14 protein-coding genes and 1 tRNA gene are annotated in these 13,846 nt (G+C 73.2%); 10 read left to right on the top strand and 5 right to left on the bottom strand.

Annotation, left to right across the window (positions count from 1 at the left end; translation table 11 throughout):
* Position 1: 1 nt before the first annotated feature.
* Positions 2-1,837 carry a dipeptide/oligopeptide/nickel ABC transporter permease/ATP-binding protein gene (locus tag ACT3TZ_RS04185; RefSeq protein WP_444582134.1) on the top strand — a complete coding sequence of 612 codons (1,836 nt, stop codon included), beginning with the start codon at positions 2-4 and terminating at the stop codon, positions 1,835-1,837.
* A complete protein-coding gene (locus ACT3TZ_RS04180; protein WP_444582133.1) occupies positions 1,834-2,703 on the top strand; it encodes an ABC transporter ATP-binding protein in 870 nt (289 codons plus the stop codon). Before ACT3TZ_RS04185 ends, ACT3TZ_RS04180 begins: the two co-directional genes overlap by 4 nt.
* A 39-nt stretch (positions 2,704-2,742) precedes the next feature.
* Here ACT3TZ_RS04180 and ACT3TZ_RS04175 read toward each other — a convergent pair whose 3' ends face one another.
* Positions 2,743-3,843, bottom strand: a complete 1,101-nt coding sequence (locus ACT3TZ_RS04175; RefSeq protein ID WP_444582132.1) for a serine hydrolase domain-containing protein — start codon at positions 3,841-3,843, stop codon at positions 2,743-2,745.
* Positions 3,844-4,067: 224 nt separating this feature from the next.
* On the opposite strand from ACT3TZ_RS04175, the gene ACT3TZ_RS04170 reads away from it, so the two are divergent.
* The 8 genes from ACT3TZ_RS04170 (at position 4,068) to rdgB (ending at position 10,763) form a co-directional block, all read left to right on the top strand.
* Positions 4,068-4,448, top strand: a complete 381-nt coding sequence (locus ACT3TZ_RS04170) for a DUF3039 domain-containing protein (protein ID WP_444582131.1) — start codon at positions 4,068-4,070, stop codon at positions 4,446-4,448.
* Positions 4,449-4,571: 123 nt separating this feature from the next.
* The gene (locus ACT3TZ_RS04165) at positions 4,572-6,383 is read left to right on the top strand and encodes a DEAD/DEAH box helicase (RefSeq protein WP_444582130.1); all 1,812 of its coding nucleotides are present in this window, start codon (positions 4,572-4,574) and stop codon (positions 6,381-6,383) included.
* Positions 6,384-6,458: 75 nt separating this feature from the next.
* The gene (clpS, locus tag ACT3TZ_RS04160; RefSeq protein ID WP_444582129.1) at positions 6,459-6,803 is read left to right on the top strand and encodes an ATP-dependent Clp protease adapter ClpS; all 345 of its coding nucleotides are present in this window, start codon (positions 6,459-6,461) and stop codon (positions 6,801-6,803) included.
* Positions 6,803-7,480, top strand: coding sequence for a DUF2017 family protein (locus tag ACT3TZ_RS04155; protein WP_444582128.1), 678 nt, complete (start codon positions 6,803-6,805; stop codon positions 7,478-7,480). The genes clpS and ACT3TZ_RS04155 overlap by 1 nt, the downstream gene beginning before the upstream one ends.
* A 107-nt stretch (positions 7,481-7,587) precedes the next feature.
* Positions 7,588-8,457 (top strand): glutamate racemase, encoded by an 870-nt coding sequence (murI, locus tag ACT3TZ_RS04150; RefSeq protein ID WP_444582127.1) that lies wholly within the window; start codon positions 7,588-7,590, stop codon positions 8,455-8,457.
* Positions 8,454-9,281, top strand: coding sequence for an MBL fold metallo-hydrolase (locus ACT3TZ_RS04145; protein ID WP_444582126.1), 828 nt, complete (start codon positions 8,454-8,456; stop codon positions 9,279-9,281). The genes murI and ACT3TZ_RS04145 overlap by 4 nt, the downstream gene beginning before the upstream one ends.
* Positions 9,282-9,372: 91 nt before the next feature.
* Complete coding sequence (rph, locus tag ACT3TZ_RS04140; protein ID WP_444582125.1) at positions 9,373-10,143, top strand: ribonuclease PH; 771 nt, start codon at positions 9,373-9,375, stop codon at positions 10,141-10,143.
* Positions 10,140-10,763 carry an RdgB/HAM1 family non-canonical purine NTP pyrophosphatase gene (gene rdgB / locus ACT3TZ_RS04135; protein ID WP_444582124.1) on the top strand — a complete coding sequence of 208 codons (624 nt, stop codon included), beginning with the start codon at positions 10,140-10,142 and terminating at the stop codon, positions 10,761-10,763. The genes rph and rdgB overlap by 4 nt, the downstream gene beginning before the upstream one ends.
* Positions 10,764-10,823: 60 nt before the next feature.
* Here the strand turns inward: rdgB and ACT3TZ_RS04130 are convergent, their stop codons facing one another.
* From ACT3TZ_RS04130 to ACT3TZ_RS04115, 4 genes are all read right to left on the bottom strand, one after another.
* On the bottom strand, positions 10,824-11,360 hold the full coding sequence (locus ACT3TZ_RS04130) for an NUDIX hydrolase family protein (RefSeq protein ID WP_444582123.1): 537 nt from the start codon (positions 11,358-11,360) through the stop codon (positions 10,824-10,826).
* The gene (locus ACT3TZ_RS04125) at positions 11,357-12,037 is read right to left on the bottom strand and encodes a histidine phosphatase family protein (protein WP_444582122.1); all 681 of its coding nucleotides are present in this window, start codon (positions 12,035-12,037) and stop codon (positions 11,357-11,359) included. Before ACT3TZ_RS04125 ends, ACT3TZ_RS04130 begins: the two co-directional genes overlap by 4 nt.
* Before the next feature lie 102 nt (positions 12,038-12,139).
* On the bottom strand, positions 12,140-13,363 hold the full coding sequence (gene nhaA, locus ACT3TZ_RS04120) for a Na+/H+ antiporter NhaA (protein ID WP_444582121.1): 1,224 nt from the start codon (positions 13,361-13,363) through the stop codon (positions 12,140-12,142).
* Positions 13,364-13,677: 314 nt separating this feature from the next.
* Positions 13,678-13,762 (bottom strand) — tRNA-Leu (locus ACT3TZ_RS04115).
* Positions 13,763-13,846: the final 84 nt, after the last annotated feature.

The raw sequence follows: 13,846 nt of genomic DNA, 5'->3' as shown, positions 1-13,846 counted from the left end.
CATGAGCATCCGCAACCTCCTCCCACGCAGCGGCAAGGTCCGTGCGGGCCTCGTCATCGTGGTCCTGTTCGTCCTGATCGCCGTGGTCGGGCCCGTCACCGCACGCTACGCCCCGCAGGCCACCTCCTTCGACCTGCTCCAGGGGCCGTCCGCGAAGCACTGGATGGGCACCACCCAGACCGGTCAGGACGTGTACTCCCAGTTCGTGCACGGCGCGGGCGTCTCGCTCCTGGTGGGCCTCGTCGCGGGTGTCGTCTCCCAGGTGGTCTCCGTGATCGTCGGGCTGATCGGCGGCTACCTGCGGGGAGTGGCCGATGACCTGCTGTACATCCTCACCGCCGTGTTCCTCGTCATCCCCGGCATGCCGCTGCTCATCGTCCTGACCGGGTACCTGCCCAGCCGCGGCCTCCTGGCGATCGCCGTCGTCATCGCGATCACCTCCTGGGCGGGATCGGCCCGCGTGATCCGGGCGCAGACGATGTCCCTGCGCGGGCGCGAGTTCGTCGAGGCGGCCCGTGCGAGCGGGGAGTCCACGACCCGCATCATGTTCGCCGAGATCCTGCCCAACATGCTGCCGCTCGTGGCCTCGGGCTTCCTGTTCTCGGTGATCGGCGGCATCCTCGCCGAGGCGGGGCTGGCCTTCCTGGGTCTCGGATCCCTGACCACGGTCTCGTGGGGATCGATGCTGTACTTCGCCCAGAGCGGTCAGGCGCTGCTGTCGGGGGCGTGGTGGTGGTACGTGCCGCCGGGCCTGGCGATCGCCGTGATCGGTGCGGGCCTGGCCCTCATCAACTTCGGGATCGACGAGTACGCGAACCCGCGTCTGCGCACGGGGTCGGCACGCCGCACCGCCCGACGCGGAGCGCTCGCCGCCGGTGCCGACGCAACCGTCGCCGATGCCGCCGCAGGCGGTGCCGAGATCACCTCCGCGGCGATCACCGCCCCCGGGATCGACACGGCCGCGGAGCCCGCATCCGACACGGCCCTCGACGAGGCGCCCGCGCAGATCCGGGCCGTCGACGTCCCGGGCAGTCCGATCATCGAGGTCGAGGACCTCGGGGTCGACTACCCGACCGAGCACGGCACCGTGCACGCGGTCGACGACGTGACCCTCACGCTGCACCGGGGCGAGATCCTGGGGCTGGCGGGGGAGTCCGGCAGCGGGAAGTCGACCCTGACCAACGCGATCACCCGCCTGCTCCGACCGCCCGCGGTCGTGCCCCGCGGCAGCGTCACCTACCGCGACGCGGACGGGGGCCGCACGGATCTCCTGCACCTGGACGAGCGGGGTCTGCGCGCTGTGCGCTGGACGGAGATCGCCGTGGTCTTCCAGAGCGCGATGAACGCCCTGAACCCGGTCACCACGATCCACGCGCAGTTCGACGACGTGATCCGCGTGCACCGCCCCGACCTCCCGGCCGCGCGGAGGACGGAGCTGGCCCGCGAGCACCTGCGGCGGGTGGGGATCGATCCCGCGCGGATCGGCGCCTATCCCCACGAGCTGTCCGGCGGGATGAAGCAGCGCGTCGCGATCGCGATCGCGCTCGTGCTCGAACCCGACGTCATCTTCATGGACGAGCCGACCACGGCGCTGGACCTGCTGGTCCAACGGGAGGTGCTCGACCAGATCGTGCGCCTGCGCGACGAGTACGGCTTCGCGATCGTCTTCACGACGCACGACCTCGCGCTGCTGCTGGAGATCTCGGACTCGATCGCCGTGATGCGTGGCGGGCGGCTGGTCGAGTACGGCCCCGCCGAGGCCGTGTACCGCGATCCGCACCATCCGTACACCCGGAGTCTGCTGGACTCCCTGGCAGCTCTCGGGAGCCTCTCATGACCGCCACGACCACACCCTCGGACGCCGTCGCGAGCACGGAGGCCGGGCCGTTCGTCCTCGAGGGCCGCCACCTGGTCAAGGAGTTCTCCGCCGGTGCCCGCAGCGGGATCCTGCGGCGCCGTCCCACCCTGCGGGCCGTCGACGACGTCTCGCTGGGTCTGAGGCGCGGGGAGGTGACCGCGCTGGTGGGGCAGAGCGGCTCGGGCAAGTCGACGCTGGGACGGATGCTGGCGCGGCTGATGCCGCTGACCAGCGGGACGATCCTGCTGGGCGGGCAGGAGGTGCCCGCCGCGAGCGGTCGCGGTCTGCGGGAGTACACCGGCGCCGTGCAGCTCACCCTCCAGGACCCGTTCGCCTCGCTGAACCCCCTGCGGCGGGTCGAGTACATCCTGTCCCGGGCGGTCCGGATCCATCAGGGGCCCGCGGACGGTGGTGAGGTGCGTCACCGCTGTGCGGCGCTCCTGGAGCGGGTGGGGCTCACACCGACGGACCGGTACCTCGACCGCTACCCGCACGAGCTCTCCGGGGGCGAGCGCCAACGGGTCTCGTTCGCCCGGGCGCTCGCGGCGTCCCCCGCGGTGCTGCTGGCCGACGAGCCGGTGTCGATGCTCGACGTCACGATCCGCAAGGCGATGCTCGACCTCATCGACGACCTGCGGCGCGAGGAGGACCTCGCGGTCCTCTACATCACCCACGACCTGGGCAGCGCGCGGCGCTACTCGAGCGAGGTCCTCGTCATGCACGAGGGCAGGGTGGTCGAGCGAGGGCCCTCCGAGCAGGTCATCACCGATCCGCAGGACGCGTACACGCGGCGACTGCTCGCGGCGGCACCGGACCCCGAGCGGAAGTCCACCCGCGCGGGGTGACCGCGCACGCGGTGCGGACGGGCGGCACCCCCTGTGTCCTCAGGCGTCGAGGGCGAGCTCGGCGAACCTCTCCCGGATCCCCGCGATCCCGAACACGTCGCGGCGCGGGTGCACGCGGTTGCTCAGGAGCGCCGCGCTCACCCCCGTCCGCGGGTCGGCCCAGATGGCGGTGCCGGTGAAGCCGGGATGGCCGGCGACGTGGGTCAGGACGCGTCTGTCGGGCAGTCGCTGGCCGATCCGCAGGCCGAGGCCCTGGCGCCAGGGCTGCCCGGTCGAGGGGACATCGCCCAGCTGGTCGGTCAGGAGCAGCGCACGGGTGCCCGCGGACAGCGCGGGACCGGGCGCGGTCCCCGCGAGAACGCGGGCGATCGCGAGCGCGTCCCCGATCGAGGCGAAGAGGCCGGCGTTCCCCGCCCCGCCGATGCTCCATGCCGTCTCGTCGTGCACCTCGCCGCGCACGAGGCCGCGCGCGGGATCGGTCATGTGCTCGGTGGCCACCGCGGCGGCCCGCGCGGCGGGATCGGGCCACCACGTCGCGGTGCGTGCTCCGGCCGGCTCGAGGACGCGGGTGCGGGCGAGCTCGGGCAGGGCTGCGCCGCCCATCCGTTCGAGGAGCCTGCCCAGCACGAGGAACCCGAGGCACGAGTACGCGTGGCGAGCACCGGGCTCGGCGTCGAGCGCCGCGCGACCGATCGCATCGAGCCGCGTCTCGCGATCGCCGTCGAGGCGCCACAGGGGCAGGGTCGCCGGCAGCCCCGAGGTGTGCGTGAGCAGGTGGCGCGCGGTGATCCGGGGGTCGGGCACCGCGTCCTCGCCCAGCAGGGCCCGGACGGGCGCGTCGAGGTCGAGCGTCCCGGCGTCCACGAAGGTCGCCGCCACCAGCGTCGTGGTCACCTTGGTCACCGAGGCCAGGTCGAACAGCGAGTCGGCGGTGACGGGCAGGCTCGCGGGGTCCCCCTCGGGCAGGGGAGTCCCGTCGGCGGCGAGGAAGGCGGTACGCCCGCCGATGGCCCGGAGGGTGCCGTGATCCGGGTGCGCGACGGCGACCGCGACGGCACCGGCGCCCTCTGCCCGTCCCTCGGCGGCGCCGAGCAGGACCTCGTCGACGAAGGACTCGAGGTCCTCGGCGGTGATCGCCATCGTGCCTCCTGGGGAGATGTCGTGCGTGGGGTGGTGATCATGGGCGCTGTGCATGCGGCGATGCGGGCGATGGTGCGCGGCTCCCATCTTCCGTCATCGAGCGCCGAGGTGCGCAGGTCGCCGCGACGGGACCGATCCCGTCCGCGCACCGGGGCCGCCGACCCGAGCGCGATCAGCGAGGCGTACTACGCTCGACCCCGACATCCGTGCCGCGAGGAGGACCCATGAGCTCGACGTCCGATCCCGACCGTCTGGATCCCTACCGCGAGGAGCCCGGCGCACAGCCCGGGAGCACCGCCGTGCTGGACCGGGAGACCAAGGAGCGCGAGGAGACCGCCGACCCGGGGGACCACGACCGGTTCGCCCACTACGTCCGGCGCGACAAGATCACGCAGGCCACCCTCGACGGCACGCCCGTGATCGCCCTGTGCGGCAAGGTGTGGGTGCCCGGTCGCGATCCGGGCAAGTACCCGGTCTGCCCCGAGTGCAAGGAGATCTACGAGGGGCTGCGCGAGCCGCAGGACGGCGACGGCGATGGTGGCTCGGGCGGCTCCGGCCGGGGAGGTCGCGGGGGATTCCGCGGGCTGTTCGGCGGCCGTCGCTGAGCCCGGCGATCCCGCCGGGTCCATCGACAGTCCGGGTGGCGACGCGGACCGCGTGTTTCTCACACCGTCCGCCTCGCGCCCGACCCCCGATCGTCGGAGCCCGGCGGTAGCCTGGTCCGCGCTGTGAACGCACCGAATCCTCTCCCCGCCGGCGACCCGCAGCGGCCCTCCCGGGCCGCCGCCCAGTCGCTCCCTCCCGCCTACCCCGAGCGTGCCGCCTGGGGCACCGCCACCAAGCTGCGCGCCTGGCAGTCCGAGGCGCTCCAGCAGTACCGCGAGCGCTCCCCGCGCGACTACCTCGCGGTCGCGACCCCCGGTGCGGGCAAGACGACCTTCGCCCTGCAGGTCGCCGCGGGGCTGCTCGCCGACGGCACCGTCCGTCGGATCACCGTCGTGGCACCCACCGAGCACCTCAAGGCGCAGTGGGCGGACTCCGCCGCCCGGGTCGGGATCGCCCTGGACCCCAACTTCACCAACGCCCAGGGCACCCACGGCGCCCAGTACCAGGGTGTGGCCCTGACCTACGCCCAGGTGGGCGCGAACCCCGGCCTGCACCGCGCACGCACCGAAGCCGCCAGCACCCTCGTGATCCTCGACGAGATCCACCATGCCGGTGACGCGCTGACCTGGGGAGACGGTGTCCGGGAGGCCTTCGACCTCGCGACGCGTCGCCTCGCGCTGACGGGCACGCCGTTCCGCAGCGACTCCTCCCAGATCCCCTTCGTCACCTACGAGGAGGACGGCGAGGGCTTCCTCCGCTCCCGGCCCGACTACTCCTACGGCTACCGCGAGGCGCTGCGCGACCACGTCGTGCGTCCGGTCCTGTTCATGACGTACTCGGGGCGCATGCACTGGCGCACCAAGGCCGGTGACGAGGTCTCGGCCCAGCTCGGCGCGGGGGAGACCAAGGACATCACCCAGCAGGCCTGGCGCACCGCCCTGGCCCCCCGGGGCGAGTGGATCCAGGCGGTCCTCTCGGCCGCCGATCGGCGCCTGTCCGAGGTGCGCCGGAACGTCCCCGACGCGGGCGGGCTGGTCATCGCGACCGACCGCACGACCGCCCGTGCCTACGCCGCGACCCTCGAGCAGATCACGGGGCGAGCCACCACCGTGGTGCTCTCCGACGACGCCGGCTCCGGGCGCCGCATCGAGGCCTTCGCGGCCTCCGACGACCGCTGGATGGTCGCGGTGCGCATGGTCTCCGAGGGCGTGGACGTGCCCCGCCTGGCCGTGGGCGTGTACGCGACCTCGACCGCGACCCCCATGTTCTTCGCGCAGGCCGTCGGGCGGTTCGTCCGCTCGCGCACCCGCGGCGAGACCGCGAGCGTGTTCCTGCCCTCGGTGCCGGTGCTGCTGGCCCACGCGGGAGCGATGGAGGCCGAGCGCGACCACGTGCTGGACCTGCGCCCGGACACCGGCGACGAGCTCACCGGGCTCGACGAGTCCCTCCTCGAGGAGGCCAACCGTTCCGAACGGGCCTCGGAGGACCAGCTCGCGCTGAGCTTCGAGGCGCTGGATTCCGAGGCCTCTTTCGACCGGGTGCTCTTCGACGGCGGCGAGTACGGCGCGGGCGGCACCGTCGGCAGCGAGGACGAGCAGGAGTTCCTCGGGATCCCCGGGCTGCTGGACACCGAGCAGGTCACGACGCTCCTGAAGTCCCACCAGGCCAACCAGCAGGCGCGCCGTGCACGCCACGGCGGGTCGGACGCGGCGGACCGCGAGATCCCCGTCATGGACCACCGGCGCCTGATGGACCTGCGCAAGGAGCTGTCCTCGCTCGTGGGCGCCTGGTCCAGGAAGTCCGGCACACCCCACGGCCAGGTCCACTCGGCGCTGCGCGGACGCTGCGGCGGTCCCGCGGTCCCGCAGGCCAGCGCCGAGCAGATCCAGTCCCGGATCGACACCCTCCGCGGCTGGTTCGTCGGGAGACGGTGACCGCGCCCCCAGCACGCGTCCATAGAATCGTCGGGTTGCGGCCCGCACCACGACCGCACGCACGAGGAGGCCCAGATGACGGAGAACCCCCCGCAGCAGCCGGGTGGCCGTCCCGCGCGCGGCGGCACCGCCACCGACCACGATCCGCGTGAGCAGGTGGCGGTCGAGGGACCGTGGGTCGCGGTGGTCTGGAACGATCCCGTGAACCTCATGAGCTATGTCGTCTACGTGTTCCGTGCGCACTTCGGGTACGCGAGCCCGCGCGCCGAGCAGCTCATGCGCCTGGTCCACGAGCGAGGCCGTGCGGTCGTGGCCCGCGGGACCCGGGAGCAGATGGAGTCCGACGTCCACGCGCTGCACGGCTACGGCCTGCGGGCCACCGTCGAGCCGGTGCCCGAGGCGCCCGAGCAGGAGTCCTGATGGCGTACGAGTTCGTGCGACGGGCCGACGGGCTGGTCATGTGCCGCCTGGACCCGCAGGAGAAGGCGATCATCGCGCAGGTCGCCCAGGAGGTCGGCGACCTCGTGCGCGCCGACCTCGGGCTGTCCTCCGAGCCCGCGGCGGTCCGTGAGGCCGCGGCCTCCGAGGACCCGCTGACCCGGCTCGAGGCCGAGCTCGCGGGCGTGGACCGCGAGCCCTCCGACAGTGCCGTGCAGCGCCTGTTCCCCGCCTCGTCGAGCGACGCGGCGCAGGCTGCGGAGTTCCGCCGGCTGGGCCAGCGGAACCTCGTGGACCACGCCCTGGTGGCGCTGTCCCGGGTCCATCGGGACATCGACGCCGTGGGCCCGGTGCAGGCCGAGATCGTGCTCGACGACGAGGCTGCCGCGGCGTGGCTGACCGCTCTGACGGACATGCGCCTGGTGCTCGCGGACCGGCTCTCGGTCCGCGGGGACGACGACATCGACACCCTGCGCATGCTCCAGCAGATCGAGGTCGACGCGGACCTCCCCGCGGACGGCGGCATGCGCCCCCAGAGCGAGGCCGAGGGGGCCACCGTCGCCGGGCCGGACCTCGTGCTGGCGGTCTACGACCTCCTCACCTGGCTCCAGGACTCCCTGGTCCGGGTGCAGATCGAGGGGCTCGACCACCCCGGATGACCCGGCGAATCGCGCCTGCGGCGCAGATCTCCCACGTGTTGTGATCCCGGTCCCGAACGACGCCGCAAGACCTCTCGACGCCGTGCGGCACGCCTAACCTGGGCCCGATGAACAACGCTCCGATCGGCATCTTCGACTCCGGCATGGGGGGTCTGACGGTGGCGCGCGCCGTCCTGGACCAGCTGCCGAACGAGCGGATCGTCTACATCGGTGACACCGCCCACACGCCCTACGGTCCCCGCCCGCTCGCCGAGGTCAGGGCCCTCGCGCTGGGCATCATGGACACGCTCGTCGAGCGCGGCGTCAAGCTGCTCGTCATCGCCTGCAACACGGCGTCCGCGGCCGTCCTGCGCGACGCCCGGGAACGCTACGACGTGCCCGTGGTCGAGGTCATCCAGCCGGCGGTGCGCCGGGCCGTCGCCGCCACCCGCAACCGGCGGGTCGGCGTGATCGGCACCCAGGCCACCATCTCCTCGCGGGCCTACGAGGACGCCTTCGCGGCCGCCCCGGATCTCGCGCTGACGACCGTGGCCTGCCCGCGCTTCGTCGAGCTCGTCGAGCGCGGCGAGGTCACCGGCGACGAGGTCGTCGCCATCGCCGAGCACGACCTGGAGCCCGTCCGTGCCGCCGGGGTGGACACCCTGGTCCTGGGCTGCACCCACTACCCGATGCTCGCCGGTCCGATCGCGTACGTGATGGGCCCGCAGGTCTCCCTCGTCTCCTCCTCCGAGGAGGCCGCCCTCGACGTCTACCGCCTGCTGCGCGAGGGCGACCTCCAGCGCACGGACCCGACGCCCCCGCAGCACGTGTTCTCCGAGACCGCCGACGTCACCGGGGGCACCTCGACCTTCGCGCGCCTCTCGCGGCGCTTCCTGGGCCCCGAGGTCACCATGACGGCGACCCTCCCGGCCCTGACCCCCCAGATGCTCGCCGACGCCGAGGCGGCCGCGGGCACGATCCCAGAAGATGCCCGATGAGGATCCACGTCATCGGCTGCAACGGCAGCTTCGCCGGCACCGAGTCCGCGGCCTCCTCCTACCTGCTCGAGCACGAGGACGAGGACGGCCGCACCTGGCGGGTCCTGTTCGACCTCGGCAGCGGCGCCTTCGGACCCCTCCAACGGGTCATCGACCCCGCGCAGCTCGACGCCGTGGTCATCTCGCACCTCCATCCGGACCACTACCTCGACATCACCGGCCTCGAGGTCTTCTGGGCCTACAACGAGCGCCGGGACCTGCCGCAGCTGCCCGTGTACGGCCCCGCGGCCCTGGCCCCCCGGATCCGCGCGATCATGGACCGCAGCGACGACGTGCCCGACGGCGTCAGCTGCGTGCCCTTCGACCACCGCGTCATCACCGACGGCACCGTGATCCGGATCGGGCCGCTCGCGATCGCGTCGCGCGCCGTGCGCCATCCCGTCGAGAGCTACGGATTCCGCATCACGTGCGGCGAGGAGGTGCTCGTGTACTCCGGCGACTCCGACGAGTGCGCGGCGCTCGACGAGCTCGCCCGGGGCGCGGACCTGTTCCTGTGCGAGGCCGGGTACATCGAGGGCCGCGACGACCGCTTCACCGGCATCCACCTCACCGGCCGTCGGGCGGGGCAGACGGCCGCGCGGGCGGGCGTGCGCCACCTGGCGCTGACCCACATCCCCTGCTGGACCGACACGGAGATCCCGCTGGCCGAGGCCCGGGCCGTGTGCGACATGCCCGTCCAGGTGGTGCACGCCTTCTACGTCCTGGAGGTCTCGCCCGCCGGCCATGACACCCTGGGACCTGCCGCGGCCACGGCCGGCGCCTGAACGCCCCCGCGTCCGGCGCCCGGTCGCCTGCCGCCCCGTCGCACCCCGGGACCGCGTGTCCCGCCATCCCGCATCCCGTCGAAAGGCACCCATGACCTCGTCGTCCGCAACCTCCGCCCCGGCAACGTCCGCTCCCCGCATCGACGGTCGCACCGTCGACGAGCTGCGCCCGGTGCGCATCACCCGCGGCTGGCTCGACCACGCCGAGGGCAGCGCCCTCATCGAGTTCGGCCGCACCCGCGTGCTGTGCGCCGCCTCGTTCACCCCCGGGGTGCCGCGCTGGAAGAAGGGCTCGGGCAGCGGCTGGGTCACCGCCGAGTACGCGATGCTGCCGCGCGCGACCTCCACCCGCAGCGACCGCGAGAGCGTCAAGGGGAAGATCGGCGGGCGCACCCACGAGATCTCCCGGCTCATCGGCCGCTCCCTGCGGGCCGTGATCGATCTCGATGCGCTGGGGGAGAACACCATCCAGCTGGACTGCGACGTCCTGCAGGCCGACGGCGGCACCCGCACGGCCGCCATCACCGGCGCCTACGTCGCGCTCGCGGACGCGATCTCCTGGGGCAAGCGCCACACCGACCTGCCCGCCGCCCGGGAGGTCCTGACCGACTCCGTGAGCGCCATCAGCGTGGGCGTCGTCGACGGCCGGCCGCTGCTGGACCTCGAGTACCGCGAGGACGTCGCCGCGGGCACCGACATGAACGTCGTCGTCACCGGCTCCGGGAGCTTCGTCGAGGTGCAGGGCACCGCCGAAGGGGCACCGTTCGACCGCGATGAGCTCAATGCCCTGCTGGACCTCGCGCTCGGCGGCTGCCGGGACCTCGCGGAGATCCAGCGCACCACGCTCGAGGCATCCCTGTGAGCGCCGGGCCCGCACCCCGCGTCGTCCTGGCCACCCACAACGCGGGCAAGCTCCGTGAGCTGCGACGGATCCTCGCCGCCCTGATCCCGGGCTTCGACGAGCGCGTCGTCGTCTCCGCCGGAGACCTGGGCCTTCCCGACGTCGTCGAGGACGCCGTCACCTTCGACGGCAACGCCCTGCTCAAGGCCCGCGCCGCCGCCCGCGCCACCGGGCTGGTGGCCGTGGCCGACGACTCCGGTCTCACCGTGGACGTGCTCAACGGCTGCCCGGGCATCTTCTCGGCGCGCTGGTCGGGCCGCCACGGGGACGACGCCGCGAACAACGCCCTGCTGCTCGCGCAGCTCTCGGACATCGCCGAGGAGCATCGCGGGGCCGCATTCGTGTGCGCCGCTGTCATGGTCGACGCCGCGGGCCAGGAGACCGTCAAGCTCGGCCGCATGCCCGGACAGCTGCTGCGGGAGCCCCGCGGCGACGACGGGATCGGCTACGACCCGCTGTTCCTGCCCGAGGGGCAGACCCTCACCTCCGCCGAGCTCTCGCCGGAGGCCAAGGACGCCATCTCCCATCGGGGGATCGCCCTGCGGGCACTCGCGCCGGTGATCGCCGCGGCGCTGGCCTGACGCGGACGCCGCCCCGTCATCGGGGCGGCGTCCCTCGCGATCAGGACGCAGTCGTCGTGGTCAGAGCGCCCCGGCGAAGGAGAGCGCACGGCGCACGATCACGTCGTGGCCGCCCTCCATCTCCTCCAGCACGCTCGACTGCCGCAGCTCGGCGACGTCGTACCAGGTCAGCTCGAGGGCGTCCTCCTGCGGGGCGCACTCCCCGTCGACCGGGACGATGTACGCGAGCGACACGGCGTGCTGGCGGTCGTCGGTGAACAGCGACTGCCCCGGGGTGGGGAAGTACTCGGCGACGGTGAACGGAGCCGGCGACACGGGGATCCGGGGCAGGGCCATCGGCCCGAGGTCCTTCTCGACGTGGCGGGTGATCGCCTCGCGGATCGTCTCGTGGACCAGGATCCGGCCCGAGACGATCGCGCGGACGATCCGTCCCTCGCCGGAGGCGCGCAGCAGCAGGCCGACCTGCTGGATCGTGCCGTCGACGTCGGTGCGCACGGGCACGATGTCGACGTAGGGGATCGGCAGCTTGCGGCGCAGGGCGTCCATCTCGCCCGGCTCGAACCAGGCTCCCTCGGAATCCACGGCGGTGCGGCTCATGCGGTCTCGTCCTCACGGTTCTCGGGGGTCTGGGCGGGGTCGACGGCGGCGCCGGGGCGCAGGTGCGCGTGGTCGACGACGAAGCGGGGGTTGGTGTCGCGCGAGGCCACGCGGACGACGTGCGCCTCGGGGACGCCCGCGATCATGCGGACGCCCCAGGTGTCCCCGTCCAGCGTCAGGATCGACAGCGTCCCGTTGGGGATCGAGTCGAGGGGACGCTCGGCGATCCCGGAGACCAGGAACCGGATGATCGTGCCGTGTGCGACGACCAGCACGTTCTGGCCGGGGTATCGCCGTTCCAGGTCCTCGAGGGCGTCGTAGCCGCGATCGGCGACCGCCTGGTGGTCCTCGCGTCCGGGGAACGCGCGCCCGGGATAGGCGGCCTCCATCTCGGCGACGTCGTGCCCCTCGGCCGCGCCCCAGTCGATCTCGGACAGGCGCGGATCGGTGCCGCCGAGGGGGAGGTGGTGGTCGGTGGCGATGATCTCCGCGGTCTGGCGGGCACGCTCGAGCGGCGAGGAGACGACGACGTCCCACGCGATCTCGGGTGCGTGGTCCAGGGCGTGGTGGGCCTGCTCCCGACCCGTCTCGTTCAGCGGGATGTCCGAGGACCCCTGGAAGAGGTTGCGCAGGTTGTAATCGGTCTGCCCATGGCGGACCAGTCCGAACAGGGTCACGGCTGGGATTCCTCCTCCGGACGCGGGGCCCGTACGGTCGGTGGCTGCGAGTGCGCACCCCTGCCAGGGCACGCCCGACCCGGGGGCCGGCGCCGGGTCAGTCTACGGGGACACCCGGCCGGGCGCGGCGGCTCGACGTCGCAGGAGCACGGCACCGAGCAGCGCGGAGAGGAGGGACCCGAGCAGGATCCCGACCTTCGCATGATCGTCGTGGAGGCTTCCCGGTCCGAAGGCGAGCTCCCCGACGAGCAGGGAGACGGTGAAGCCGATCCCGGCCACGCAGCTCATCCCGAGCACGTCACCCCACCGCAGCGACGGGTCCAGACGGATCCCCGGCAGTCGGGTGAGGAGGAACGTGGCGCCGGTGATCCCGAGCGGCTTGCCGACGACGAGCGCCACGAGGACACCGAGCGCCACCGGATCGGTGAGCGCTGAGGCCAGCCCCGAGAGCCCGCCGAGGTGGACCCCGGCGGAGAAGAACGCGAACACGGGCACCGCGACGGCCGCGGACAGGGGACCCCAGCGGTGGGCCAGGTGCTCGGTCGCCGCCACCGTGCCGGTCGGACCCTGCACGGCCGAGCGTCCCGTCGCGACGGCCGGGACTGCGAGGCCGAGCACCACCCCGGCGATCGTCGCGTGGATCCCGGAGGCGTGCACGAGGGCCCAGGCGAGGACGGCCAGCGGGATCAGCAGCCACCAGGCCCGCACGCCGCGCCGGACCAGCGCGGAGAAGCCCGCGATGGGCAGCACCGCCAGCAGGAGGGGGAGGAATGCGATGCCCGCGGTGTAGAACACGGCGATGATGGTGATCGCCAGCAGGTCGTCCACGACCGCGAGGGTCAGCAGGAACGTGCGCAGCGCCGGGGGCAGTCCGTGGCCGACGACCGCGAGCACCGCGACCGCGAAGGCGATGTCGGTCGCCGCGGGGATCGCCCAGCCGGTCAGGGCGCCACCACCGGTGCGCAGGTTCACGAGGGTGTAGAGGAGCGCAGGCAGTGCGACCCCTCCGGCCGCGGCCACGATCGGCAGCACGGCGGCGCGGGGATCCCGCAGGCGTCCCGTGACGAACTCCTGCTTGAGCTCGAGACCGACGACGAAGAAGAAGATCGCCAGCAGGCCGTCCGCCGCCCAGGTTCCGAGGGTGAGGTCCAGGTGGAGGGCGGCCGGGCCGAACACCGTGTCCCGGACGCCCGCGTAGAGCGGGGATGCGGGGGAATTGGACAGGATCAGCGCGAGAAGGGTCGCTGCCAGGAGCAGGACGCCTGCGGTGGTGTCGCGTCGCAGGAGGGCGGCGACGCGGTTGCGGACGGGGAGAGGTGCGGGCATGACGGAGCCTCGATCGGAGCTGGGCGGCGGGGGAGCGGTGTTGCGCCGCGCGGGCGCGTCACCCCCGCGGAGGCGGGCAGCCGGCGATCTCGCCGTGCGCCGTCGTCCCCCAGCAGCTGAGCCAGCCGTTGGTGCCTCCCGACAGGGTCGTCAGCAGCCGTCGCGTCGGGACGTGCGCGCGCCGGGCCAGGAGGCGGCACGATGCACGATCGCGGGGCGGGGGCAGGGGCACCGGACGAGCGTAACCCGTCGTCGCGTCGAGGTTCCCACCGGGCCGGACGGCATGTGCGGCCCTCGGGACCCGCGACCGACCGTGGTGCGCGAGAAGGGACTCGAACCCTCATGCCCTCGGGCACCGGAACCTAAATCCGGCGCGTCTGCCAGTTCCGCCACTCGCGCGCCGCTCCAGGTTACAGCGATCGCGGGGCCGGACCTGCGGGGCTGTACCATCGCACACGACACCAACGACCATCAGGACGGGAG

This window comes from Brachybacterium sp. AOP25-B2-12 (assembly GCF_052378625.1).
Taxonomy (GTDB): domain Bacteria; phylum Actinomycetota; class Actinomycetes; order Actinomycetales; family Dermabacteraceae; genus Brachybacterium.
Note: the sequence above shows the minus strand (reverse complement) of the source record. Positions and strands in the feature narration are given on the sequence as shown.